Origin of the sequence: Bacteroides sp., from assembly GCF_030151085.1 — a bacterium.
Lineage (GTDB): Bacteria > Bacteroidota > Bacteroidia > Bacteroidales > Bacteroidaceae > Bacteroides.
The window spans coordinates 1-26237 of sequence record NZ_JASLER010000040.1; the positions used below are offsets into that span (position 1 = coordinate 1).

General features: G+C 42.0%; 22 protein-coding genes. 7 read left to right on the forward strand and 15 right to left on the reverse strand.

Going from position 1 to position 26237, the window contains the following annotated elements; all coding sequences use genetic code 11:
• Positions 1-149: 149 nt before the first annotated feature.
• The 4 genes from Q1W14_RS07295 to Q1W14_RS07310 all read right to left on the reverse strand — a co-directional run bounded on the left by Q1W14_RS07295 (position 150) and on the right by Q1W14_RS07310 (position 8128).
• A complete protein-coding gene (locus Q1W14_RS07295) occupies positions 150-1427 on the reverse strand; it encodes a histidine-type phosphatase (RefSeq protein WP_300700282.1) in 1278 nt (425 codons plus the stop codon).
• Positions 1428-1482: 55 nt separating this feature from the next.
• Complete coding sequence (locus Q1W14_RS07300; RefSeq protein ID WP_300700283.1) at positions 1483-3171, reverse strand: RagB/SusD family nutrient uptake outer membrane protein; 1689 nt, start codon at positions 3169-3171, stop codon at positions 1483-1485.
• Between the two features lie 21 nt (positions 3172-3192).
• Complete coding sequence (locus Q1W14_RS07305) at positions 3193-6168, reverse strand: TonB-dependent receptor (RefSeq protein ID WP_300700284.1); 2976 nt, start codon at positions 6166-6168, stop codon at positions 3193-3195.
• A 340-nt stretch (positions 6169-6508) separates the two neighbouring features.
• On the reverse strand, positions 6509-8128 hold the full coding sequence (locus Q1W14_RS07310) for a DUF6377 domain-containing protein (protein WP_300700285.1): 1620 nt from the start codon (positions 8126-8128) through the stop codon (positions 6509-6511).
• Positions 8129-8425: 297 nt separating this feature from the next.
• On the opposite strand from Q1W14_RS07310, the gene Q1W14_RS07315 reads away from it, so the two are divergent.
• A complete protein-coding gene (locus Q1W14_RS07315; protein ID WP_300700286.1) occupies positions 8426-8770 on the forward strand; it encodes a HigA family addiction module antitoxin in 345 nt (114 codons plus the stop codon).
• Between the two features lie 118 nt (positions 8771-8888).
• Here Q1W14_RS07315 and folK read toward each other — a convergent pair whose 3' ends face one another.
• The 7 genes from folK to Q1W14_RS07350 are packed head-to-tail and all read right to left on the reverse strand — an operon-like array spanning position 8889 to position 14100.
• On the reverse strand, positions 8889-9341 hold the full coding sequence (folK, locus tag Q1W14_RS07320) for a 2-amino-4-hydroxy-6-hydroxymethyldihydropteridine diphosphokinase (protein WP_300700288.1): 453 nt from the start codon (positions 9339-9341) through the stop codon (positions 8889-8891).
• 3 nt (positions 9342-9344) lie between these two features.
• On the reverse strand, positions 9345-10403 hold the full coding sequence (gene queA / locus Q1W14_RS07325) for a tRNA preQ1(34) S-adenosylmethionine ribosyltransferase-isomerase QueA (protein ID WP_300700290.1): 1059 nt from the start codon (positions 10401-10403) through the stop codon (positions 9345-9347).
• A gap of 20 nt (positions 10404-10423) precedes the next feature.
• Positions 10424-11131 (reverse strand): tRNA pseudouridine(55) synthase TruB, encoded by a 708-nt coding sequence (truB, locus tag Q1W14_RS07330; RefSeq protein ID WP_300700400.1) that lies wholly within the window; start codon positions 11129-11131, stop codon positions 10424-10426.
• Entirely contained in the window at positions 11131-11985 is an 855-nt protein-coding gene (locus tag Q1W14_RS07335; protein ID WP_300700291.1) for an undecaprenyl-diphosphate phosphatase, read from the reverse strand. The genes truB and Q1W14_RS07335 overlap by 1 nt, the downstream gene beginning before the upstream one ends.
• Positions 11986-11987: 2 nt before the next feature.
• Positions 11988-12230 carry a DUF3098 domain-containing protein gene (locus tag Q1W14_RS07340; protein ID WP_294586853.1) on the reverse strand — a complete coding sequence of 81 codons (243 nt, stop codon included), beginning with the start codon at positions 12228-12230 and terminating at the stop codon, positions 11988-11990.
• Between the two features lie 34 nt (positions 12231-12264).
• Positions 12265-13146: a permease-like cell division protein FtsX gene (locus Q1W14_RS07345; protein ID WP_300700293.1), complete on the reverse strand. Its 882-nt coding sequence runs from the start codon at positions 13144-13146 to the stop codon at positions 12265-12267.
• A 48-nt stretch (positions 13147-13194) separates the two neighbouring features.
• The gene (locus Q1W14_RS07350; protein WP_300700295.1) at positions 13195-14100 is read right to left on the reverse strand and encodes a class I SAM-dependent methyltransferase; all 906 of its coding nucleotides are present in this window, start codon (positions 14098-14100) and stop codon (positions 13195-13197) included.
• Positions 14101-14289: 189 nt separating this feature from the next.
• Between Q1W14_RS07350 and Q1W14_RS07355 the strand changes: the two genes are divergently transcribed.
• From Q1W14_RS07355 to Q1W14_RS07370, 4 genes are all read left to right on the forward strand, one after another.
• Positions 14290-16272 carry a DUF3857 domain-containing protein gene (locus tag Q1W14_RS07355; RefSeq protein ID WP_300700297.1) on the forward strand — a complete coding sequence of 661 codons (1983 nt, stop codon included), beginning with the start codon at positions 14290-14292 and terminating at the stop codon, positions 16270-16272.
• Positions 16273-16290: 18 nt separating this feature from the next.
• Entirely contained in the window at positions 16291-18174 is a 1884-nt protein-coding gene (locus Q1W14_RS07360) for a DUF3858 domain-containing protein (protein WP_366945736.1), read from the forward strand.
• Positions 18175-18313: 139 nt separating this feature from the next.
• A complete protein-coding gene (locus Q1W14_RS07365; RefSeq protein ID WP_300700298.1) occupies positions 18314-18751 on the forward strand; it encodes a DUF6078 family protein in 438 nt (145 codons plus the stop codon).
• A gap of 431 nt (positions 18752-19182) precedes the next feature.
• Positions 19183-19686 (forward strand): DUF3836 domain-containing protein, encoded by a 504-nt coding sequence (locus Q1W14_RS07370; RefSeq protein ID WP_300700299.1) that lies wholly within the window; start codon positions 19183-19185, stop codon positions 19684-19686.
• 130 nt (positions 19687-19816) lie between these two features.
• On the opposite strand, the gene Q1W14_RS07375 is transcribed toward Q1W14_RS07370, so the two are convergent.
• The 3 genes from Q1W14_RS07375 to miaB form a co-directional block, all read right to left on the reverse strand.
• Positions 19817-20263 carry a hypothetical protein gene (locus tag Q1W14_RS07375; RefSeq protein WP_300700300.1) on the reverse strand — a complete coding sequence of 149 codons (447 nt, stop codon included), beginning with the start codon at positions 20261-20263 and terminating at the stop codon, positions 19817-19819.
• A 9-nt stretch (positions 20264-20272) separates the two neighbouring features.
• A complete protein-coding gene (locus Q1W14_RS07380) occupies positions 20273-20638 on the reverse strand; it encodes a hypothetical protein (RefSeq protein ID WP_300700302.1) in 366 nt (121 codons plus the stop codon).
• A gap of 172 nt (positions 20639-20810) precedes the next feature.
• Positions 20811-22187, reverse strand: coding sequence for a tRNA (N6-isopentenyl adenosine(37)-C2)-methylthiotransferase MiaB (gene miaB / locus Q1W14_RS07385; RefSeq protein ID WP_300700304.1), 1377 nt, complete (start codon positions 22185-22187; stop codon positions 20811-20813).
• 377 nt (positions 22188-22564) lie between these two features.
• Here miaB and Q1W14_RS07390 point away from each other — a divergent pair, with 377 nt between their 5' ends.
• Both Q1W14_RS07390 and Q1W14_RS07395 read left to right on the forward strand, forming a co-directional pair.
• Entirely contained in the window at positions 22565-22969 is a 405-nt protein-coding gene (locus Q1W14_RS07390; RefSeq protein ID WP_300700306.1) for a hypothetical protein, read from the forward strand.
• Positions 22970-23036: 67 nt separating this feature from the next.
• Positions 23037-24530: an acetyl-CoA hydrolase/transferase family protein gene (locus Q1W14_RS07395; protein WP_300700307.1), complete on the forward strand. Its 1494-nt coding sequence runs from the start codon at positions 23037-23039 to the stop codon at positions 24528-24530.
• 105 nt (positions 24531-24635) lie between these two features.
• On the opposite strand, the gene Q1W14_RS07400 is transcribed toward Q1W14_RS07395, so the two are convergent.
• Entirely contained in the window at positions 24636-26219 is a 1584-nt protein-coding gene (locus Q1W14_RS07400; RefSeq protein ID WP_300700309.1) for a calcineurin-like phosphoesterase family protein, read from the reverse strand.
• Positions 26220-26237 lie beyond the last annotated feature (18 nt).

Below are 26237 nucleotides of genomic sequence, written 5' to 3' on the forward strand. Positions count from 1 at the left end.
AACTTAATAATATCCTTAAATTTAATTTGTATCGGTAGTTTACATATTAAATAATTAATAATAACCTCAAAATAACTACCCGGGCGCCGATAACACACCGCCCCACTTCCCAATGATAGTCTTTATATTGTTAACTTTAAAACTATTCTTTATTTCAAGATATTCCGATAGTAGCTTTCTACATCGCTCCACCTATAAAAGGGGAATATGTCAGTCTGCACCGGAATATGCACTTCGTGTTCATTGTGCATAATCTTCACCAGAATATCGTCTGAACTGCCTTTCTCATTGCGGAAGAAAGCTATCTGTACATTGGCAGCCATAGGTACTATTTTGAAGTCGCTCCACACCTTATATACTTCGGCAGGGTCGCTGACGGCTACATTGCAATTTTCTATTTGCATCAAGGCAACCAAAGGTATTACATTGCCATCGTGTCCGAAACGGAGTGTGGCAGCAATTCCTCCTTTTTGAATAGCCTCATCGGCACTATCCAGTATATTCTGTAACAATGATTTAGCATTGTTTGCAACAATTCCCTTCCCATCAGCATGGTTGGCATTACCCACATAGAAACGGTAATTGATGCACTGCCACAAATCGAAGAGTTCCTGCGGCTCAAAGAGATCGTAGAAGGAGACTTTCGTCTCTACATCCTGCATATCGCTGGCTATCCAGTACATACCCCACATGACTTCCTTCGGATTTACGTTCTTCAAGATGAATTGCTTATCCTTGAATAAAGAAGTAATCATGCGATCGGGATTGGTATGGGCTTCTTCAAACTTACGATATTCCTCTGCCCACGGACCATCGTGAGAAGAAGTGAAACGATTGGATTCGTCCGTATGATAATTCAGATAATCCATATACTTCTGACTAGCTTCATAAGAGATGCGCAGGTTAGGGTTCAGTTCTTTCAACCGGTCGCCGAAGGCTACCATACTCATGGCACAGCGCAGCACTATGGTAGAACGGGCAGAGATAGTGGGATTTCCTTTGAAGGCTTCGGGATATGCAGCATACATTCTTTCGGCTATCCCCCGATGCTGACGCACACCCAGCGGAGTGAGATCTCCTCCATGCCCTTCGACTTCTTCCCATACCTTTAACAAGCGTTGGTAAGCATCTTCTCCCTGCTGTGTAAGCGCTCCCTGGCGAAGTGCATCTTCAAAGAGATCAATGAGCCATTTATAATCACGATCCCCAAGTAAGTAACGGGAACCGTGGCGTCCGTAGTGGCTTACATAAAACGGTTTATATCCTTTAGGAGCCTTGGTCTGAGGAACAAAGTCCAGTGGATATGCCCAATATACACCTCCGGTCTTCTCAATGGTAGCAAACATTTCTTCTTTAGATGTCTGTGCCCCAAGAGGTACACAGCACATCCACATTACACAAAACAATAGGATTGGTTTCAGTCTCATATATAGTTGATTTAGTTGTTCTTGAATCTCTTTCTTCCCAACGGGCGTCAAACGATCATTTATATCCATCATTCTGCTTCAATGCAGGATTGTTAGTCAATTCACTTTCCGGTATCGGGAAGAGCTTGTATTTATCATCCACATCACTTCCCAGACGGGCGCCATTCTTCCAGTCCCAGTTGTAGTCTTTGGTAAACTTGCCGAAACGGATAAGGTCGGTGCGTCTGACAAGTTCCGATGCCAGTTCCTTCTGACGTTCACTCAGGATAAAATCCAGTGAAAGGTCTTTGAGGCTGATATCGCCCGTAACATCGGAACGGACACCACTCTTGGCATATTTACCGGACATGTAGGCTCTTTCACGGATTTCGTTCACATATCCCAAAGCTTCTTCTTTGGTACCGGCTGCTCCGCGAAGAATAGCCTCGGCAGCCATCAGATAGGCATCGCCTGTGCGGAACAAAGGGAAGTCAATGGAAGTATAGGCATCACCCGAAGCACTAAGTTTATCATCCTTCGTTACATTTCTCCATTTGATGTAACCAAAACCGTAAGAGAATGTATTGGTCATATTCTGACTGGCATCCCAAGTTTCCTTTACCTGACCGGGAAGGGCTGACATAAACTGGGCACGCTTGTCTTTCTTGCCGTTACCCCAAGTGTCTTTCACGTCAAACAATACGTCATCCGCATCAAAAGCATCGACCAGTGAAACCTTGGCACGTACATTACCCCAACCTCTGGAACCAACACCCGTTTGGTAAAGTTCGTCCATCGGGCCATTAACAAAAGCTTTCACGTAGAAGTTTGTTCCTGCCGAACTTTGTGCTCGAAGCCCGTCTTGCACCAAAGGCCAGATGATTTCCTTACAAGTATTGTTGTCTGCCAGAAAGATTTCACGGTAATCGGTAGCAAGCGGATAATGCCCGTCGGTGATTACCTTCTTGGCATAGGTATAGGCACTCTGATATTTGTCTTCGCCAGTCCAAGACTGTGCATTCAGGTACATACGTGCCAGGAGGAACCAGTCGGCTACACGGTCTATACGTCCGTATTCGTTTTCGCCCGGAGCTTTCAGTTCGTTCTCAATAGCCAGCAATTCGCCCTCGGCAAATTCAAAGACTTGTTTGCGAGTGTATTGTACAGGGATTTCTTTCACACCTGTATGCTCGTCAACGTAGGGCACGCCACCAAACATATCACAAAGCATGGAGTAGCAATAAGCACGTATCAGACGGGCTTCAGCTCTGTAGTTTATGTAATCGTCTTTCATTTCGTTCCAAAGACCACGGTCTTGCAATTTGCCTTCGGTACATTCACGTAACAACTCATTACAGTAGGCAATACTCATATAGAGGCGTTGGTATGTCCAGGTTACGACAGAAGCATTGGAAGCATCCCACTGAAGGTTCAGGCACTTGCGCAGTCCGTTGGAAGAAGAAGGCATCAGAAAATTATCCGTAGGCATTTCTTGCAGATAGAACAATAGACGTACGTAACCCGAATACCCTTCGTTGGCACCTTCCAGGTCACCGTTACCACCATCGCCTCCTTGTTGACCGGTTAGGATGAGCGAGGCATAACACTTTGCCAACACGCCTGTGTAACCGTCCTTGGTCTTATATACTTGTTCGTTTACTAATTGGTTGTTGTCCAATGGCATGGTATCCAAGTCGCCCAGACAGGAGACAAGAAACGTGCCCAAAAAAAGCAGGATGAATGAATAGGTTATTATCTTTTTCATATCATTTGTATTTTTAATCCGTTAGAAATTCAAGTTAGCACTTATTGAAAATACGCGTGGGCGTGGATATACCTCCTTATCGATACCGCTGTAGAGTTCCGGGTCGATACCTGAATAGCTGGTAAAGGTAGCTACGTTCTGCACGCCGAAAGTCAGACGCAGGGAGCTTGATTTATCCCATAGCTTCGGGAAAGTATAACCCAAAGAGAGATTATCAAGACGGAAGAAGTTTCCTTTTTCCAGGAAGTAATCGGAATAGAGCTGCTGGTTCTGGAAACCTGCATCACGTGTCTTGCGCAGGATATTCGAGAAGTTGCCCTGATCGCTGTAGACAGATTGGATGTATTGGTCGGCAGCCACATAGTTATAAACGTAGTTTCCGAATGCTCCATGTCCGCTGATGGCGAAATCCCAGTTCTTGTAGCTCAACTGGGTGTTGAAGCCCAGATAAGATTTGGGAAGTGCACTCTTATGGGTGGCATACTTCGTTTCAGTAGCCGAGACAGAACCGTCGGGTTGTACGTATTTGCCTTCTATCGCTTTGCCATTGTCATCATAAGCCTGTTTTGCCAGGTAGAAAGTATAGGGACGCTGACCTACCATGAATACCTGCACCGTCTTTCCCGTACCCGAGATGGCTCCTGTCTGCACAAAGTTGGCATCGGAATCAATCACATTCAGCTTGGTAATCTTAGAATCGTTCCAAGTGTAGTTCATGCCTACTGTCCACTTCCAGTTCTGGGTATGCACAGGCACTGTATTGATAGAGAACTCAACACCTTTATTATCCATCTCGCCGATATTCGTAGTAAGAACAGAGGAGTAATTAGTTCCTGAAATAACTGGAATAGTATTCAGCAAATCTTTGGTATGACGCTGGTAATAATCAATAGAACCGTAGATGCGGTTGTTAAGGAAGCCATAATCCAAACCGATATTATAGGTTTCAGTCGTTTCCCACTTGATATCAGAGTCGTAGCCATTAGGACGGTAGGTATTGTACCATTTATCCCCAAACTGATAGCAAGCTTCGGGATAAGATACGGTAAAGGTCGTCATGTACGGATAGTCGTTCAAGATATCCTGCTGACCGGTTTGCCCGTAACTCAGTCTCAGTTTCAAATCAGACAGAACTTCAGAATCCCTGAGGAATGCTTCCTGACTAATCTTCCAGCCTAAAGCCACAGAAGGGAACAATCCCCAACGATTACCCTTCGCAAAACGGGAAGATGCATCCGAGCGGAGCGTGGCTGTTACCATGTAGCGATTGTCATAAGAGTAATTCAAACGGCCGTAGAATGAGAGCAGATAATATTCCGATTCATAATGATTGGGTGAGAACAGTTCTTTTCCTTCGGGAGAAAGTGTAGTAGCATCGAATTTCTTCCAGAAGTGCTGCCATCCATATCCCCCCATCGCACTGAAGTTGTGTTTTTCATTGAATACATGAGAATAATTAGCATACATATCCAACAGGTAATTCCGCTTGTTCTGCTTGGAATCATATACAAGTCCTGTACCATCTTTCATATTAGAGGTGTACATCATACCTGCCAGTTGGGGAACCTTCTTCGAATATTCGCTTTTCAAGACATCATAACCCAAATTTACATTCAGTTGCAAGTCTTCCAGATGATGCACCTTATAGTTGAAGGCGGCATTGCCGATGGAACGGGTTACTTTATTACTGTTGTCCTGTAAGTCGAGTTGTGCGACGGGATTATCTGTCTGGATAGCCATCGGTGAGTTGCCGTTCATCCAAATGAAGTAACCCAAACCGGGATCAGTAGCAGCAGTGGCACTTCCTGTCTTTACGGGACGTGTAGGGTCGTAACGCATAGCATTGCCCACAACGCTTCCATCTACTTTCCGGTTATTTTCGTAAGATACCTTCAGGTTCAAATCTACTGTAAGATGTTTATCGAAAAACTTCGGTGAAGCACCTCCGTTGAAGGTATATCTTTCATAGTTATTCGTACGGATAATACCGTTCTGGTTAGTATATCCTACAGAAAAGCGGTAAGGAGTATTCTGCTTGATTTTGCCTGAAACAGAGAAGTTATGTTCCTGTCCGAAAGCCGTGCGATAAATCTCGTCCTGCCAGTCGGTAGATGCATCACCTAATTTAATAGTACCCGGTATACCGGACACGGTAGGAACGAACTGGCGAAACTCATTAGCCGAAAGAATATCCAATGTTTCGGTAACAGTACTTACCGAGAGATTAGTAGAATAATTGAAACGCAACCTAGCATCGTCCCCCTTCTTGGTAGTAATTACAATCACACCATTCGAGGCACGCGAACCATAAATGGCCGTAGCCGAAGCATCCTTCAATACTGTAAATGTTTCTATATCATTAGGATTGATACCACCTATTACATTGCTGCCACCTTCGATAGTAGAGTTATCTACCGGCACGCCGTCAATAACAATCAACGGGTCATTAGATGCCGAAAGTGAAGCGCCGCTACGAATACGTATCGTAGAACCTGCACCCGGAGCACCGGAACTGGTCACTACATTCACTCCCGGTACTTTACCCACTAAAGCATCCTGGGCAGTAGTACGCAGTCCCTTATTGAAATCATCAGGCTTGATGGCAGTTACCGAACCGGTTGCATCGGATTTCTTCACACTACCGTAACCAATCACTACTACATCATCCAGCATTTCACTATCTTCTTCCATCACTATCTTCATGCCGGAAGTTACTGTCATCTCCACATCTTTATAACCTATATACTTAATAAGCAGAACAGCCTTAGGACTCGAAACTGTGATTGAGAAATTACCATCTACATCACTAATAGTACCGTTTGTTGTTCCTTTTTCGAGGATATTCGCACCGATAACAGGCAACTTCTCCCTATCCAGGATATTACCACGTATAATTGTCTTCTGTGCAGAAACACCTACACTGAGAATCAAAGCGAACAGCACTAGTACATACCGCCACTTACTTCCAAAAGTTTCCGGTTTTTTCTTGTTTTTCATAATGGTTTTAAATTAGTTAATATAAACGTAAAAGGATGTCATACGAGAGACATAGTACATCCAATAAATTCAAGGTCAACTGTTCCGTGTAGTACGAGAATCAGAATGAGAGCAAAATTAGTTTTAAGGGGTCCATAAGACAAGTATACTAAATGAAAAAGTAAGCAGATTAAGAGGAGAAAGGAAAGTAATCTATTATTTATCAAACCTTTACTTAAAAGTAAAAGAATGCAGAAAGTAAGAGCAAAGGAAGTAATTTATTGCCTTCACTGTTTAATTTTCAAGTTGCGAAGCAACGGATGAGTATTGATAGTTCAGGATTTAGAATTCATATTTATAATTAGAGACTCTGCACCTGCACCGCCAAGTCTTTGCCCGGAACAATCGCTTTGTTCCGCATCTTCATCCGGTAATTATATACGGTTTGGAGGGAATAATGGAGGAAGTTGGCAATCTTTGTATTATCGTTTATTCCTAAACGGATAAGGGCATAGATACGTAGTTCTGGAGTGAGCAACTCTCCTTCTTTTACTTGCACCTGCTCTTCTTCTCTGAGCAGTATATTAAATGACTCTACAAAGTCGGGAAAGATGGAGAGAAAGATAGTGTCGAACTTGCTGATAAATAGCTTGAAGTCATCTGAAGTAGAAGACTGGTTGCGAAGTTTTTTGGAAATATCGGCCATAGAACCTGTATTTGCAATCTTCAATAAAGCTTTCCGGTCGTTCTCCTGTTTATAGATGTACTCGGAACAGATATTGAATAATAGTCCGATATATTCTTCTTTGATATGGTTAGATACCTTAATCTCCTCATTCATTCGCGTCAGGTTTCCGGTCATGTCTTGCAGACGTTGATTCTGTTCTACCAACGACTGTTTTATCCTCAACAGTTTCATATTCTTTTTACGGATAAAGAAGAAAACGGCAATCAAAGTAATTACAAGTATGGATAAAACAAGGAGGAAAAAGAACACTTTGTTTTCATCTGCTTTAACACGTGCATCATTAGCGGCATTGATTATGGGCAGATATTCTGCAATATCAATAAAACGATACCGGGCTTTACCAAAGTTCACATCCTCAAGTGAACAAGAAATATAGTTATAAGCCCGTGCAATATCCCCTTCCTGAAAAAGTAGTATCGCCAAGCGTTGCAAAGACATATAAACCTTCTTGGCATTGGCTATATCGGTTATTGAAGCAAGAATAAGATAATGCTTCGCTTGCAGTGTGTCTTGTTTCCCCAAATACAATTCAGCCAAAAGATACTCCATCCGGGCTTTATCAGGATTATCTTCCGTACTTTGCTCGTAATAATTCTTTAGAAGACCGATAGCCTCATCCCACTTGCCGGACATGCTCAGCCTACCGCATTTATTTGTGATATAGCTGGAAGAATGTGGTTCACTGATAATAACCAGTGTATCTTTATAAGCTTTTATCTGTTGTTGGAAGTATTGTTTTCGGGAAGAATCTATTTCATTATTATAACAGGACAGATAAGTGGTATGATACAAATAGTAGAAGTAAGTATCTGACTTAATAGTCTCTGTACGCTTTATTGTGCCAAGTAAAATTAATGCATTCTCAGGTTTACCCATCTTATTCATGATATCAGCTATGTTCATGATTCCTTGGTTAACAAGCTCTTGATCATGCATATTCTCTGCTAACTGCAACCTTTCCTTTGATATTATCAAAGCCGTATCAATACGGAATGAACGATATTTGACAAATAAATCACCTAGAATATCAAACTTGTGTTTATCATCCTCAGCATAGCTCAATAACCGACGCAGCTCTAATATTTCTTTTTCTACTTTATGCTGATAAATTTCACGTTGCCCAATCATTTTATCCAATCTTTGAAGTAGGGCGGCATCGTTCATCTTGTCCACAGCCATCATACCGGAACAAATACGAAAAAGGAGGAGGATAAGGGCAAAGTATCTGAGCATTGATTCAAAAGTTATAAACTCGAAAGCAAAGATAATGCATACTAACTAGACTTAGAGGGCAATCTCATCAAATTTTCAATAATCTTTTGAAGTAATCTATATTCAATAGTGTCCGCTCCTTAACTTATAAAAGATTAAGTTCACTTTTTTGTGAATTCAAGTAGAAAGCTATATGTTTGCAACATAATACGATAATGATATGCTTGTTATAATTAAAGAAACATACTTGCAGGATGAGCCGATTATTACCGTATGTAATATTATTGATTTGTCAAACCATTATAAATAATAGCCGTTATGATTACAATAAAAGGTGTTGACCCCAAAATGATTGCTAATAATCTGACTCCATTCGAACCAACACATCCGGGCGAAATTATAAAGGATGAAATAGAATACCGTGGCATATCGCAAAAGAAATTGGCGGAACAAATGGGCATCTCCCCGACACTACTCAACGAAATACTTAATGCAAAGCGTGCAGTTTCTACACAATACGCCCTTCTATTTGAAGCTGCACTTGGTATTGATGCTGAGATTTGGATTCGTATGCAAGCTCGGTATGATATGCAAGTGGCCAAATCGGACAAGTCATTTCTTGAAAGACTTGCCAATATCAGAAAGATTGCGGCAGTATTATGAGAAAGGAATTACACGTTCATAACGGACAGGTTTTGAGTTAAATGACAATTTGCTTATCAGCTAATTGGCCGATAAGCAAGTTTAATTAATTGTTCGGCAGATTGATATAGATATCTTTCTACAATAACTCCCGGATAGTCTTATTAAATACCGGATGAACTACATCAGCAGCAATCTCTACTAACGGACGCATTACAAAATCGCGCTCTTGCATGAGTGGATGAGGTAGCTTGAGTTCGGGTGTATCCAGAATCAGATTGCCATAAAGGAGCAGGTCGATATCTATCACACGATCATTATATATACCGTTGACAGACTTATAAGTACGCCCCATTTCACGCTCAATTTCTTGCGTGATTCGTAATATTTCGAAAGGAGACTGAAATGCCTCTACACAAAGGGCTGCATTAAGGAATACATTATCCGAAGAAAAACCCCACGGGGCAGTAGTATAAAAAGCGGATAGGGAAATAACTTTCCCTATCCGCTCTTCTATTTTTTGTATAGCGGTATGGAGATTCTGCTCCTTATCGCCCAAGTTAGTCCCAAGTCCTAAGAAAAGAGAATTCATTTCTTACTTATCTGTAATCAACATCGCATCACCATACGTACCGAAGCGATAATCCTCTTTCAACGCAATGTCGTATGCATTCATTACCTGATCGTAACCACCGAAAGCGGCAACAATCATCAACAAGGTAGAAAGCGGCATGTGGAAGTTAGATATCATAGCATTGGCAACAGTAAAGTCATACGGTGGGAAGATAAACTTATTCGTCCAACCTTGGTATTCCTTCAGGTGACCGTCTGTACTGACTGTGCTCTCAATAGCACGCATTACAGTAGTACCTACCGCACAGACTTGTTTGTTGAAGTCTTTGGCACGGTTCACTACCTTTACAGCTTCTTCGCTTACGAGCATCTGCTCAGAGTCAGTTTTATGTTTGGTAAGGTCTTCTACATCAATATCACGGAAGTTACCTAAGCCGGCATGCAAAGTGATGTATGCAAAGTCAATTCCTTTGATCTCCATACGCTTCAGCAATTCTCGGCTGAAGTGCAGGCTGGCGGTAGGAGCAGTTACAGCACCTTCGTTACGAGCAAAGATAGACTGGAAACGTTCTGAATCCTCCGGTTCAACGGGACGGTTGATAATGCTATGTGGTAGCGGAGTTTCTCCTAATGCATAGAGTGCCTTCTTGAACTCATCATGCGGTCCGTCATAGAGGAAACGCAGGGTACGACCACGCGAAGTAGTGTTATCAATTACTTCGGCTACCATAGAATCGTCATCACCAAAATAGAGTTTATTGCCAATACGAATCTTACGGGCAGGATCTACCAATACATCCCAAAGGCGAAGTTCCTCATTCAACTCACGCAACAAGAATACTTCGATACGGGCACCGGTCTTTTCCTTGTTGCCATACAGGCGGGCAGGGAATACCTTAGTGTCATTGAAGATAAATACATCCTTATCATCGAAGTATTCCAAGACATCCTTAAACATCCGGTGTTCGATTTCGCCTGTCTTTCTGTGAAGCACCAGCAGGCGCGACTCATCTCTATACTTCGTGGGGTGCAAAGCTATCTTCTCTTCAGGAAGCTTGAATTTAAATTGCGACAGTTTCATAATTAGTTATGAGTTATAAGTTATACGTTATTTGTTTCTACCTCTTGCGCATCTATCCACTCTTTAAAATCAAGCGGATCGAGGCAATCTTCTATGCGGACATCACCCACACGAGTACGCTCCAAAGCTGTAAGGTGACCTCCACTATTCAAAGCCTCACCAATATCACGAGCCAAAGCGCGGATGTATGTACCTTTGCTGCATACTACACGGACTTTGATTTCGGGCAAATTGCATTCCAGCAACTCAATCTCGTCAATAACCAGCAGCTTCGGTTTCAATTCCACCTCTTCTCCCTTGCGGGCGAGGTCGTATGCACGCTTGCCATTTACCATGCAAGCTGAAAAAGCAGGCGGTATTTGTTGAATCTCGCCGATAAACTTTTTCAAAGTCTCTTCTACCAACTCACGAGTGATATGCTCTGTGGGATAGGTAGCGTCTATTTCATGTTCCAAATCGTATGACGGAGTGGTTGCACCCAACTGAATGGTAGCAATATACTCTTTCGTATGATACTGAAATTCTTCAATTCGTTTAGTAGCTTTGCCTGTACATACAATCATCACACCTGTAGCAAGCGGATCGAGTGTACCGGCATGACCTACCTTCAATTTTTTCTCATTTATCCGCCGGCAGATGTGGTAACGTGCATGTCCCACAACCTTAAACGATGTCCAGTGCAGCGGTTTATTGAAATATAAAACTTCTCCCTCTTTGAAATTCATCATCACATTACCTCCAGATTATGGCCTGTCAGTAATAAGATCAAAATCAGCCCGCCAACAATGATACGATACCAACCAAATGCTTTGAAACCATACTTCGTCACAAAACTGATAAAGAACTTGATAGCAAGCAGAGCTACTACAAAAGCAACCACATTACCAATAATCAAAGCAGGCATATTGTTCATGATAATCTCCGATCCACCATCCAAAAAGAGCTTCAGCATCTTATAAGCTGTAGCCGCAAACATGGTCGGAACAGCCAAAAAGAACGAAAACTCAGCTGCCGTCTTGCGAGTCAACTTCTGTGACATACCACCTACAATAGTTGCCATGGAACGTGATACTCCCGGTATCATAGCTATACATTGAAACAAGCCGATATTGAAAGCCTTCTTCTCTGTCAAGACTGTATCTTCACTTCCTTTCGAAAAGATTTTATCGCAAAACAGCATGAATATACCGCCAATGACAAGCATTACAGCAACTACCGTTACACTCTCCAACATTTCATCAATCTTATCGCTAAACAAGAAACCCAATATGGCCGCAGGGATAAATGCTACCAAGAGTTTCCAGTAGAAGTCGAACTTATGCAAAAAGCACTTCAAAGGAGAAGCCCCTTCCGGTGCCGGAGTATGATTCAATTTAAAGAAACGTTTCCAGTACAGGCAAACCACCGAAAGGATGGCGCCAAACTGAATAATCACCGTAAATGCCTTCACAAACTCCGTGCTCTCTACACCTAGTATATTTTGTGCTATAATCATGTGCCCGGTAGAAGAAACCGGTAAAAACTCCGTCAAACCTTCAACGATAGCAATAATAATCACTTCAAGAGTACTCAAATCTCCCATAATTACTCGTTAACCTCCTTTTTTGTTTTGGGTTTACGCAACACAGCGTATATCATAAACACAAAGCCCAAGAGACAAACTACAGGAGCTACTTTAATGCGTCTCACACTGAAGATATCCGGTTCAAAATGCGTTGCCGTAGACACCGGTCCGGTCATCAGAAGAAAACCGATAATTACCACTGCCATACCGATAGCAAGCAGGATAAAATTGGTTTTATCAAAAGCGAATTTCTGTTTATCCATTTCTATAGTTATGAATTACAAATTACTAATTACCTTAAATATAATACAACGTACCGGCTTTCATCCTCAAATATTTATTGATGGAAAGCAGGGCACACAACCAAGTTATAAGTACACCAAACACCAATACCGATGCAGATACCAACAGCATAACGTTAGGAGTAATAACCTTTATCAATTCCGGCTCATAGGAAACCAACCAATAAGCAGATCCCCACAGAATAGCATCCGCCACCACAGCAGACAATACACCAATCCAGAAGTTTCGCCGCAGGAACGGGCGACGGATAAATGCCCAACTCGCTCCTACCAGCTTCATTGTATGAATAAGGAAGCGTTTGGAATAAATCGTAAGTCGGATTGTATTGTTTATCAATGCAAAAGAGATAAATGTAAGTATCACTGCCAATCCCAAAAGCATCAGACTGATATTACGTATATTATCATTTACAGCATCTATCAGATCTTTCTGATAGAGCACCTCTTGAATATTAGTATTCTTTTTAATCAGCTTTTCTATCTTAGCAATACTATCAGAATTAGCATAGTCAGAATGTAGTTTTATCTCGATAGACGCCGTGAAAGGATTATAACCCAGAAACTCTTGCGGGTCTGTCCCCATCGCCTCGGTCTGTTCACGGAGCGCTTGTTTCTTGGAAATGTATTCAGTCTCTTTCACGAAAGCTTCTTTATCCAGCCTCTTTTGCAATTTCAAAATATCACTCTCCTTCATATCGTCACTGATAAGGACGGAGAAGCTGATATTCTCTTTCACATAAATAGAAAGATTGTGAGCAGCCAGTACAAAGAAAACGACAAGTCCCAGCAACAGTAAAACCAACGTCGTACTAATGCTGGACGTGATGAACTGCATATCGAAATAAGATACTGAGTTATTTTTACTTTTTGCTTTCACTTGTTTAATTGAGAGTTGAGAAATAATATTATCTACTTTATCTATTCACTATCTTATTGGTTTCTTCCTAAAAACATAAATCATGGAACTGCTACGTTCCTTTTTTACCAGAGAGCTAAGCCATGCCAAGGTTCCGGTAATCATTCCCCGAAGGAAAGTGCACGAATGCCGCATGTGTTTCTCTGTCAGCATCGATACATAGAATGCATCGAAAGGCATAGGATGACGCTCAGCCATAATAAATCCATGTTTGGAACCGAATTGCTGTATAGTACCCGGGGTGAAGTGCCACAAGTGACGGGGCACATCGTATGCAGCCCAGTATGCACCGTACTTCTTTGCATCGAAGGAAGAACTGTTGGGCACGGCTATAATCAGTACGCCTTTATCTGTTAACAGGGAATTCAAAGTCTGCCACATTTCATTGAGCGACTCCAGATGCTCCATAACATGCCACAGGGTAATAACATCAAAACTTCCGGGAGCAAAATCTTTTAAAGCAGTATCGGGCTTTACGTCCAGATTAAAATGTTCTTTGGCAAAAGCACGTGCTCCGGCATTCTTCTCCACTGCTTCCACTAGCCAGCCACGACGCTGCATAGTATCTGCAAAATATCCTGTTCCCGTACCGATGTCCAGCAAACGACCTTCTTTACGATGTGCTTCGTGTGCCACCAAACGAGCCTTACGCCCCAACATATAGTTGCGCACCCAATGATAAACGGAGTTCATCGCCCCTTTCTTCGTATCGGAATGGGAAATATAATCGGGAGTCTCGTAATAGCGTCCTATCTCCGCTTCTACAGGAAAATCTTGCGTGAAAAGAAATCCGCAATCCTGACAACGGCACAAATGGAACATTTCACCCGAGGCATAATGGTCTACGCAAGTCAGGGCACGCTCTATATGTGTCCCACCGCATAACGGACAAGCTTTTATAGTGAATTTATTCATCGAACGTTCTGCCAAAAAGGAAATGTAGCCTGAACCGACAGACCACAATACACCTAAATTTGGTGCAAAATAACAAATAAAAAGTGATTTACAAGGCTTTCGTTAAGGAGATTTAATAATAAACGAATGAAAAAGCTTGCACTTCAGATTAAATTTTTATATTTGTCATAATAAACCTCAAGTCATAACATGAAATACGCTCTATTACTGGTTACGCTCACATTAAGTTTCTTTTTGTCAGCCCAAGAAACGCCCTTTACTCCCAACTCCAAGTTCGGGAAACCTACTCAAGAAGAATTAACAATGACTACCTATGTCCCCGATTCAAGTGCAACAGCCGTCATCTTGTATAAGCAGACAAGTGCAAACTATATTTGGGGAATAGAAGACTTCAGACTGGTTTACAGATACAAAGTCAGAATAAAGATTCTTAAACCGGAAGGGACTTCCTATGCCAACATTACAATTCCTTATTATGAGCCCAAGAATAATAGTCAACGCAAAGAGAGCATCCTACAATTGGATGCTGACGCTTATAATCTGGAAAATGGAAAAGTTGTGCGTACAAAGATGAAAAAGGATTTGGTATTCAAGGAACGAATCAGCGACAACTACATGCAACTGAAGTTCTCTGTTCCACAAGTAAAAGAGGGAACAGTGATTGAATATGAATATCAACGCCAATCAGACCTTTACTACATCATCGATGATTGGAAAGCTCAAGATGAAATTCCTACATTATATACCGAATATGATATTACCATTCCCGAATATTTCAAATTCAGTGTTGATATGCATGGTTTCGAACCATTATCCAACAAAGAAACTCCATGCAACACTGACTTTAGTATCAAAGGACAAATACTTAAATGTTCTGCGTCCAATATACTATTCAAGGGATATAAGCTACCGGCTTTGAAGGATGACAGCTATGTGTGGTGTCTCGACGATTACTGCACACAGGTAGGTTTTGAGTTAAAAGGCTTTGAGTTCCCGGGAGCACTCTACCAATCTTTCACTAAAACCTGGGAAAACATAGACGAGATGCTACGTTCCGACTCGGATTTTGGTAGCCGTCTCAAAATGAATAATCCGCTAAAAGAAGAAATGGCTACACTGAAGCTCGACCAAATGAAAGGTTGTGTAGAGAAAACAGCCGCTATCTATTCGTTACTTAAGAATAAAGTGCGATGGAATGAGAAGTACACTTTGTATGGAAAGAGCGCCAAACAGATAATGAAAGAAGGTACCGGTAGCAATGCCGATATTAACTTTATCCTGATAAGTATGCTGAAGGATGCCGGTATCGAAGCCTATCCGGTTCTTTTGAGCCGCCGTAGCATAGGAAGATTGCCAGTGACACATCCCAGCATCCAAAAGCTGAATACCTTTGTAGTGGCTATTGTTGAAAACGATACTACCAATCACTACATAGACGGTTCCATAGAAGACGGATATATCAACACACTGCCTCCTACATTATTGGTAGACCGTGCCCGAATTCTGACTCCTACTGGTAGTGCATGGGTAAATTTACAAAATGCTGATAAGAACTATATCCGCTGTAATGTCACCGCAGCTCTCGCACCGGATGGTACTATTGCCGGAACACGCCAGACATTATATGTAGGTCAACATGCCGCCAACTTACGTAACAAATACCGGAATGCCAAAGATAGTACTGATTTTATCAACAAATTGGGTACGGAAGAGAACATAACCGTGAAAAGCTACCAGGCAAAAGATATTAAGAATTTCTCGCCGCAAGTACAAGAAGTTTTGCAGTTCGAAAAACAATCCACTACCAACGATCAGTTTATCTACGTCAATCCGCTTATCTTCCTGCAAGTTTCAGAGTCTCCATTTAAGCAGGTAGAACGTAAGTTGCCGGTAGAATATCCATACACAACTACATTATCTGTATTTGTCAATCTCACCTTGCCGGAAGGTTATACTATAGACGAATTACCCAAATCATTGCAAATCGTTATGGAAGACCAACAGATAAGATGCCGATATAACGTTACTCGAAGCGGAAATTTAATAAACATCAATTACCTGTTTAGACAAAATACATTGTTATTTGCTCCAAACGAATATCCCGAACTGAAAAAGCTATGGGAAACTATAGCTGAAAAGAATACGGAAATGTTGGTTCTAAAGAAAATTTGATACTTAGACAAAAGTTATATGATGAAAAAGTTAATCTTCTGCCTTCTCCTGCAAAGCATTGCCGGCTTAGGGTTATACGCCCAGATCGATCTACGCAGTAACGCTTACTCCATTATACAAGATGCAAGTACCGAAGTCATCTGTACATCTCCAACGAATGCGGTGCGCAAAGAGAGGAAAGTGATTCAAATTTTAGATGAGAAGGGTAAAGAAGAAGCTTCTTTCGCTTGCCTATGTGACCAGTCCACCACCTTAAGTAAATTCTCGGGAGAAGTACAAGACAGCCAAGGAAAATCTATCCGGAAAATAAAAAAGAGCGAACTACAAATCACCGAATATTCTTCTGAGCTGGCAACAGACAATTACTATTACTATTTTAATTATACCCCTCCGCAATATCCTATTACCATTACTTACGAATGGGAAATGAAATGCAATGACGGGCTCATTGTTTTTCCATTTTTCCTTCCGCAAGATAATTATAACCAGTCTGTAGTACAAGCTAGTTACCGTATTCAAACACCTGCCGATTCTCCTTGCCTCTATTACGCACTGAATATTGACGCTAAAGTAAATCAGCAGAAAACTCCCGAAGGAACCTGGCTGACGGAAGCCAATGTGAAATCATTGCCAGCTATCCGGAAAGAACCTTTCGGTCCCGATATATATGACCTTCTACCTCGTATCATGTTTGTACCCAAACACTTTACCTGGGCAGGAACACAAGGCAGTATGAAAGATTGGCAAGCATACGGTAAATGGCAATACCAATTACTGGAAGGCAGAAATGAACTTCCGCCGGCACTGAAAGAAGAATTGCACAAGTTGACCGCCTCCTGCAACAGTCCGTACGAAAAAGTAGCCGCCATTTATCAATACTTGGGTAAAACGACGCGCTACGTCAGTATTCAATTGGGTATAGGGGGACTGCAACCAATACCTGCCACCAATGTACACCGTACAGGATTCGGCGATTGCAAAGGATTGTCCAATTATATGCGAGCCATGTTGGCCGAGGTAGGAATTCCTTCCTATTATACAGTCATTAGTACTTACCATAGGAAGCTATTACCCGACTTCGCCAGTGTCAACCAAATGAACCACGTCATCTTGCAAGTTCCTCTATCCGGCGACACTCTTTGGTTAGAGTGCACCAATCCCGATATACCGTTAGGCTATATTCACCATTCTATTGCAGGGCATGATGCACTTAACATTAAGGAAGATGGCGGACATCTCTGCCGGTTACCTGCCTATCCCGATTCACTAAACAAACAACTAAATCGGGCATCTGTTACTCTATCTGTAGGAGGTGAGGCCCAGATTAAAGTAAAACAAAGTTCTTTTCTCCTCCAATACGAAAACAATGTCTCATTAAAGAATATGGAGTCCACAAAACAACTGGATGCCCTACGTTCGGACCTTCACTTGCAACAAGCGAATGTAAGTGATGTCCGGCTTGAAGAATTCAAAAACAAAGTACCACAACTGGATGTATCCTACACCATAAATACTACGCAATATGGCAACCGGACAGGTAAGCGTTTATTCATTCCGGCTAATATCTTTCACAAATCATTCCCGACGATTGATAATAAAGAAGAACGTACGCAAAACCTTCAAATCATCTATGGTTATCAGGACATCGATAGCATCTGCATTCATCTGCCCGAAGGATACGAGATAGAATCACTGCCGCGTACCAGCCAATTAAAGAAGCAATTTGGTGAGTTCCAATCCTCCATCAAAAGCCAAAACAAAGAGATTTTTATCACACACAGACTATTACTCCGCCAAGGAATTTACTCACCCGAAGTATATGCGGAATTTGCTGCATTCATGAAAGAAGTAGCCTCTCAGTATTATTCCAAAATCATCCTCAGGAAAACCGATGAACCTTGATTACAGGTCATATCAACTTACCGACATCAATAAAATAACCCAAAAACTATGCATAATAAAAAGTAAAGCAATAACTATCTCCATTGTTGTAAAAACGACTACCTTTGCAGGACATATTCCAAATAAATACTTTGCAATCATGGAAGAAGAAGAACCTAATATAACCGAAGTACCTCACAATTACCCTTTGTGTCTTAACCGCCAATGTCCCAAAGCATCTACCTGCCTCCGCCAACTAGTGGAACAAGAAATAGCGGACGACGTAAGATTCTGGATGGTTATCAGCCCCAAACACCAAGCCACGCTTAGCGGTGATTGCCCTTACTACCGCTCCAATGCCAAAGTTCGTTATGCGAAAGGATTCATGAACATACTGAACAATATGCCACATAAGCAAATGACAGAAGCCATTTACCTCCTAATCGACCACTTCAGCCAACGCACTTACTACCGCATCCGCAAAGGTGAACGCCTACTCAAGCCTGCCGAACAGAAAGAAGTAATGAATATCCTAAGAAATTGCGGAGTTACCGGAAACCCGGAGTTCGACTCCTATGTTGAAGGTATTGAGTGGTAAGTACGCCTAAACAAGTCCATATCCTGCAGTTCTTGCCACCTTGTTGGCAAAGCCTTGCCATCATGTTGGCAAAAGATTGCCATCGCCTTGGCAAGACTTTGCCATAACGGTGGCAAGAAACTAGGCTAACTACTGTGATTTCTCCACCTTACAAAGCAAAAGCGCTGAACCTGCAAACAAGAAGAAAAAAACACTTATTCTTTATATTCCTCAAAACATTGTCCGTTATCAAGCGGACAAGTGTCCGATAATGAACAGAAGGCAAAGAGATATTTCTTCTGAATATCAGCAACTTACATCTTTGGCACGCGAATTGACTATTATTAGGCGAAGGCGTTCGAAAAGAAAAAGTAAACGGAAACGCAACTTATTCAATCGAAGCATACGTCTAAAGATAAAACAAGAATAGTAACAATAAAAAAATAAAGATTATGAAAACTACAAGTTTATTCAAAGCAGTCGCATTCGTAGCAATGGTTATAGTAAGTGTTATGAATTCAGAAGTAAAGGCACAGGAAAATAACTTCATCACCAATGAAGAAGTAAAAAATGAATTGGTTGTTGCCAAGACTATCTTCAAAAAAGATGGCAATCAACTTTACCGCCACATCCGCTATGAGTTTACATACGACGATCAAAATCGTCTGACCGGCAAAGAAGCTTCCAAATGGGACGGAGCCCGCGAGGAATGGATGCCTTACTTCAAGATGTCCTATCAATATAGCAATAATGAAATCACCATGCTTTACGCTCGTTGGAACAATTCTCACAAAGCATTCGACTCAGACGTAAAAAAGAGTGTATACGAATTGAATGATGAAAACATGCCGGTAGCTTATAAGAACTTCAAACAAAACACCGATAAGTCCGACTGGACAATGGTAAGCTTTAACAAAGTAGACTATACATACAACCTGTTGGCAATGGTAAAGTAGTCTATCGCTTCAAACTCTCTTAAACTTTACATAACAAATTAACCTATCATTCTGCCAGCCAGTGCAAAATGATAGGTTAACTTATTTCAAAACAATCCCTGCTTATTTCTATTTCAGGAACTCTCTTAAATTATTTCAGATTTAATATTCCGAACTTATTGTTCTTATAGTCAATCACCACTGTTTGATTCAGGAAATAACGATTCCCGACAATCCCCCAAAAACCAGCGTCTTCCAGCATCTCATCACTAACTTGATCACCAGCAAACACCTGATGAGAAGACAAATCCATATTATCGAACTCTATCTTGACTTTAGGCTGATAGCTGTAAACATTACTAATCTCACCCCAAGACGAAATTGCTAGCGAATCAATACAATGCGAAGTATCTGCTATCTGCGCCACCTTCTTAGGAGAAGATAACAACGGAAAAAGACTGGAACCTGTATCAAACAACACTTTCTCTTCTTTTCCGTTTATCTTCAACGGAAGAAATATCCAGTTATATTCTTTCAGATACTCCATCGGCACATAATTTACCCGCCCTGCCCAAGCAGAAGGCAAAGTATCTAACACGCAAATCCGTTATCCCGGAAAATCTATTGCCAAGATTCCGCCTTTACATAAATCAGCAGCAAGGGTACCTATATGCTTTTCCGTCGAAGTATAGATAGAATCTACCGTCAGGGTATCACCATAGCCTTTAAACCAAGCCATATCAACGTTGGGATAGCTAACACCGCTCAAATTCAAATTCAACCCTTTGAAATAAGGGCATCGCACACCTTCGAGCTTGCAATAGTTCACTGTGTCTATCCGACTGAAGGTCTCTTTATATTTTACCAGATAAGGAGCTATCGAGTTACCATAAAGTATGGTAGACACTGCACCCAAATCAAACTGCGCATTGAATTTATGAGGCACTCCTTCGATTTCAAAAGGAACTATCATAGCCGACTTCTCAACTTTCTTGCCACCTAAAATAGCATCTTCCCATTGAAAGTTAAACCAGCCAATCGGTTCTTCCTATGCAGAGATTCCCAAAGAGCAAATCACCAATCCTAAGCTAAAGAACAACGTTTTCAACTTCATATGTTTAAAGTTATATTTGAATAATCCTATATCAAGACTGAAAGACCTCTTCCCCTTTCAACGTAGCGGAACTTGATTCGGTAACCTTTACCATTACAAAGTCGCCCACACGATGGGTACCACGATCAAAAACGACTACACGATTCTGCTCTGTACGTCCAAAGAGTTGGTCGCGTGAACGTTTCGAAACACCTTCTACCAGCACTTCATAAGTCTTACCTATACAACGGGCATTCGCTTCACCCGAAAGACGGTTTTGCAAAGCGATGATTTCATTCAGGCGCCGTATCTTTATTTCCTCAGATACATCATCCGGCAAATGTTTAGATGCGTACGTACCGGGACGTTCAGAATACTTAAACATAAAGCCGCCATCATAACCACATTCTTCCATCAGAGAAAGAGATAGTTGATGGTCTTCCTCTGTTTCAGAATGAAAACCGGAGAAGATATCTGTAGACAGTCCGCAATCGGGTATAATGCGACGAATGGCAGCTACACGTTCTAAATACCATTCGCGGGTATATTTACGATTCATTAACTTCAGGATGCGTGAACTTCCACTTTGCACAGGGAGATGAATATGCTTGCAGACATTAGGCATATCAGCAATGACTTGTAAAGTCTCATCACTCATATCCTTGGGGTGTGAAGTTGTAAAACGAACACGAATACCCGGTGCAGCCTCTGCCACAGCACGTAGCAACATAGGGAAAGTTACGACTTCTCCATCCGGTTTCTCAAAGCGATAAGAATTGACGTTTTGTCCCAGGAGGGTAACCTCTTTATAACCTTTTGCTACCAAGTCAGCCACTTCATTCAGGATGCTTTCTACATCACGACTGCGCTCACGACCACGGGTGTAGGGAACAATGCAGTAAGTACAGAAATTATTGCATCCACGCATAATAGAAACAAAACCTGAAATATGGTTACCACAGATGCGCGAAGGAATCACATCACGATAAGTCTCCGTAGTAGAAAGCTCTACATTCATCGCTTTCTCACCGGCTTCCACAGCAGCAATCAGTTCGGGCAGTGTAAGATAGGCATCAGGGCCTACTACCAAATCCACATGATGGTTATTAATCAGGTCATCTTTGACACGCTCTGCCATACAGCCCAAAACACCAACAATCAGATTTCTCTTCTTCTTTTTCATCGAATGAAAGAACTCCAAACGATTCAGAATCTTTTGCTCGGCATTGTCACGGATAGAGCAGGTATTCATAAATACCGCATCAGCCTCTTCCAGTGTTTCAGCCACTGAATATCCGGCCATTTGCATGACGGATGCGATTACTTCACTGTCAGCCACATTCATCTGGCAGCCATAAGTTTCGATGAACAACTTCTTGTTGTCCTCAGTAGTTGCAGATTTAAAGTCTGCTCCCATTTCTTTTTCCATAAATTTGTTTTTCTAATTGAGTTTATAAACAATAATTTACCAGCGCTACACTACCAAATTATTATTTAGCGTCTGCAAAGATACTCCTTCCGAAGCAATTCTAAGTGACGAAATAAAAGAAAAATACGGGTTTAAACTACTTATATATAGCTTCTGTACTAATTAATGTTAACAATACGAACATTTCCCGAGCATTAGTTTGGCGCACAAAGAATTAATTGCCAAATTTGTGGAATGAAAGAAACATTAGATTTTTTCATAGTTAAGGTTTAGGTTAAAAAAAATAAGGGGAGCTGTGAAGCTGCCCTTTTTTATTGCCAAAATCTTGGCTATAATTAGATTAAATGGTTACCTTTGGGCGGAAAATCAAAAAAGATATGGAAGACGTCTTAAAGTTTCTACTAATAGCGGCTGTAATTGTTATCGGAATTGTCAGGCAATTAAAAAAAGAAGCAAATAAAAATGCCGATAAGGCTCCTACTATGCCCATTCCTGAAACAGAAAACCCACTACCTGAGAATTGGGGTGGAGGAACTTACGGAGGCTATATCCCCGAAGGTCCCCAACAAGAGCCTCCTATTCAGGTAAAGAAAAAGAAGACAACTTCAGCACCCAAACCTTTCCTATCAAGCACTCCTTCTTCTACTACACAGTCAACTTCTCCTCCGGCATCCATCCTGCAGGAATCCGATGAATCCGCAGAATCCGAATTCACCATCCACTCGGCAGAAGAGGCACGCCGTGCTATTATCTGGTCGGAGATACTTCAACGGAAATACTAAATAGGTGAAAGTTAAAAGTTGAGAGTTCTTTCCGATGCATCTTTACACATAAAAATATCTATATATTATGGCATTCAATTACATTTCGGCAGCAGAAGCTGCAAGCCTGATCAAACATGGCTACAACATCGGCTTGAGCGGATTTACTCCCGCAGGAACAGCCAAAGCCGTAACGGCTGAATTAGCAAAAATTGCGGAAGAAGAACATGCAAAGGGAAATCCTTTCCAAGTAGGTATCTTCACTGGCGCTTCTACCGGAGATTCCTGTGATGGCATACTTTCACGTGCAAAAGCGATCCGTTACCGTGCTCCTTACACCACTAACGCCGACTTCCGTAAAGCAGTAAATAGCGGACAAATCGCTTACAACGACATTCACTTGTCACAGATGGCACAAGAAGTTCGCTACGGTTTTATGGGCAAAGTAAACGTTGCCATTATCGAGGCTTGTGAAGTAACTGAAGACGGAAAGATCTATCTGACTGCTGCCGGTGGTATCGCTCCTACCGTTTGTCGCTTGGCCGACCAGATTATCGTAGAGTTGAACAGCGCTCACAGCAAGCGTGCCATGGGATTGCACGACGTATATGAGCCTCTTGATCCTCCTTACCGTCGCGAAATTCCTATTTACAAACCCAGCGACCGCATCGGCAAGCCTTACATTCAGGTAGACCCGAAGAAAATTGTAGGTGTAGTAGAAACCAACTGGCCCGATGAAGCCCGCAGCTTCGCTGACTCAGATCCATTGACCGATCACATCGGTCAGAATGTAGCCGACTTCCTGGCTGCCGACATGAAGCGTGGTATCATTCCTCCTACCTTCTTGCCTCTGCAATCGGGTGTAGGAAATATTGCAAACGCTGTGCTTGGTGCTTTGGGCCGTGATAAATCCATCCCCGCATTCGAGATGTACACTGAAGTTATTCAGAATTCCGTTATCGATTTGATTCGTGCCGGTCGCGTGAAATTCGGTAGCGCATGTTCGCTGACTGTAACCAACGATTGCTTGGAAGGTATTTACGACGACATGGATTTCTTCCGCGACAAGTTGGTTCTCCGTCCGTCTGAAATTTCTAATAGTCCTGAAATTGTACGTCGCCTCGGCATTATCTCTATCAATACAGCTATCGAAGTAGACCTTTACGGAAACGTGAACTCTACCCACATCGGTGGTACAAAGATGATGAACGGTATCGGTGGCTCGGGAGACTTTACCCGCAATGCTTATATCTCTATCTTCACTTGTCCGTCTGTTGCCAAAGAAGGTAAGATCAGTTCTATCGTTCCGATGGTATCTCACCAGGATCATAGCGAACACTCCGTGAACATCGTCATCACCGAACAAGGTGTTGCCGACCTCCGTGGTAAAAGTCCGAAAGAACGTGCACAAGCCATCATTGAAAACTGTGCACATCCTGATTACAAGAACTTGTTATGGGATTACCTGAAGTTGACTGATGGTAAAGCTCAAACTCCTCACGCCATCCGTGCTGCTTTGGGTATGCATGCTGAACTGGCGAAGACCGGAGACATGAAGAATACGAACTGGGCTGAATATTAATAAGTCCTATTCCCCTCATAAAGAATAACCCGCATCAGATGCACTAAATAGTGCATGATGCGGGTTATTCTTTTTTCAGATGCAAGTGTTAAGTCAATACATTGACTAAGGGTACATTCTTACCGGTTCTACAATTTCATATTCCCCCTTACCGAAATGAGTATTGCCAAACATATCAGTAACACGTACTTCCACTGTATGTTTCCCCATTAGTAATGCAGAAGGTACACGTACCCTCCAGATATGAGAAGCAGGAACAGAAGCGGCAGGCCAGCGAGCATACTTCACAGCCTCATCACGATTCCAACATTGTACCAAATAGTCATGGTCAGGATCAGTCACCTCCTCTTTCTTCATGGTTTTCCATTCACCGGAATCAATACGATACTCTACTTTATCCTTTGCCGAACCCATGAAGAAATTCACCGTAATGAAAGCCGGTGTGTATCTATCCTTCACCACTTGGCGAGGTATATTAACAGACATTCTATAGTCAGCCGGTTTTCCGGATGCCTGATAATCGATACTGTATTTATTGCCATCTACCCGCAAGAAAGCATACCCTTTCGGAGTACCGTCTGCCATAAGTGACTGGGGGACACCCGCCTCGTCCAGATAGCCCGAATAGAAGTCACCACAGGTAGCACCGGCATTATACTCATGCAATGGAGCACTTCCTTGCCAACCATCCTCCTGCGTATGCAAGTACTGATTCTGTGTATGCAAGTGTGCCGAAAGCAACAATACATGAGGAAATTCTTTCAAACACTCAAACAAGAATGCTTTATCTTCCTTGCGTATAGCATTCTCGCCAAGTAAAGGGATATGAAAAGCAACCACAACCAGCTTATTCTTATCCACCAGCTTCAGATTGTTCTCTATAAAGCGTTTCTGGTCTGCACGAAAACCACCCCAATAACTTTTAGGACTGGCAGCTGAACGGGGATTAGGAAATAGCACATTATCCAAAATCAGGAAATGGGCATTGCCATAGTTGAAGGCATAATTAGCGGGACCAATAAAAGTCTCGAAGGCATCATCCGACTCTTCGTCTGTCTTTGCCTCAAAATCCATATCATGATTACCCATCACATTGTACCAAGGCACACCTATCTTGCTTATCTCCCGGCTATAGGGATCGAACAAATCGAAATTCTCATCATTGACGTCTCCCAGACTGATTCCGAAGCTAACTCCTTTAATTCCTTCCAATTCAGAGACTATAGCTTTCGAGAAATAGCTGATATGATCTTCAAAATGAGGTTGAGGATCTCCCATGAGCAGTGCGGTAAATGTTGCAGACTCCTCTTGAGGCACAAGGGCGAAGTCAATGGAAGAAGGCAACTTACCTGTAGGCGCTATTCCTTTATATCCTTCGCGTGAAGGGGTTCCTTCGGGCTTATAGTAATAGTAATTGCAAGGTTTATTGTATTTATCGAACGCCGTGCGATACTGCGCCGGCTTGATAACCGCAATGGTTGCTTCGCCGGAGATGGGCAATGTATATTGCCCTTTTTCATTGGTCAGCACCACATCACTGCCATTGGTTACCCCAACACCTGCAAGAAGTTTCTCACCGCGGTCGTACTTGCCATTTCCATTCAAGTCGCAATACACGCGGCCTTTTGCATACTGCTGTCCATAAACAAAAGTTGTGGACAATAGCAACAATACTAATAAATATTTCATATTCATCTGGTTTCTAAT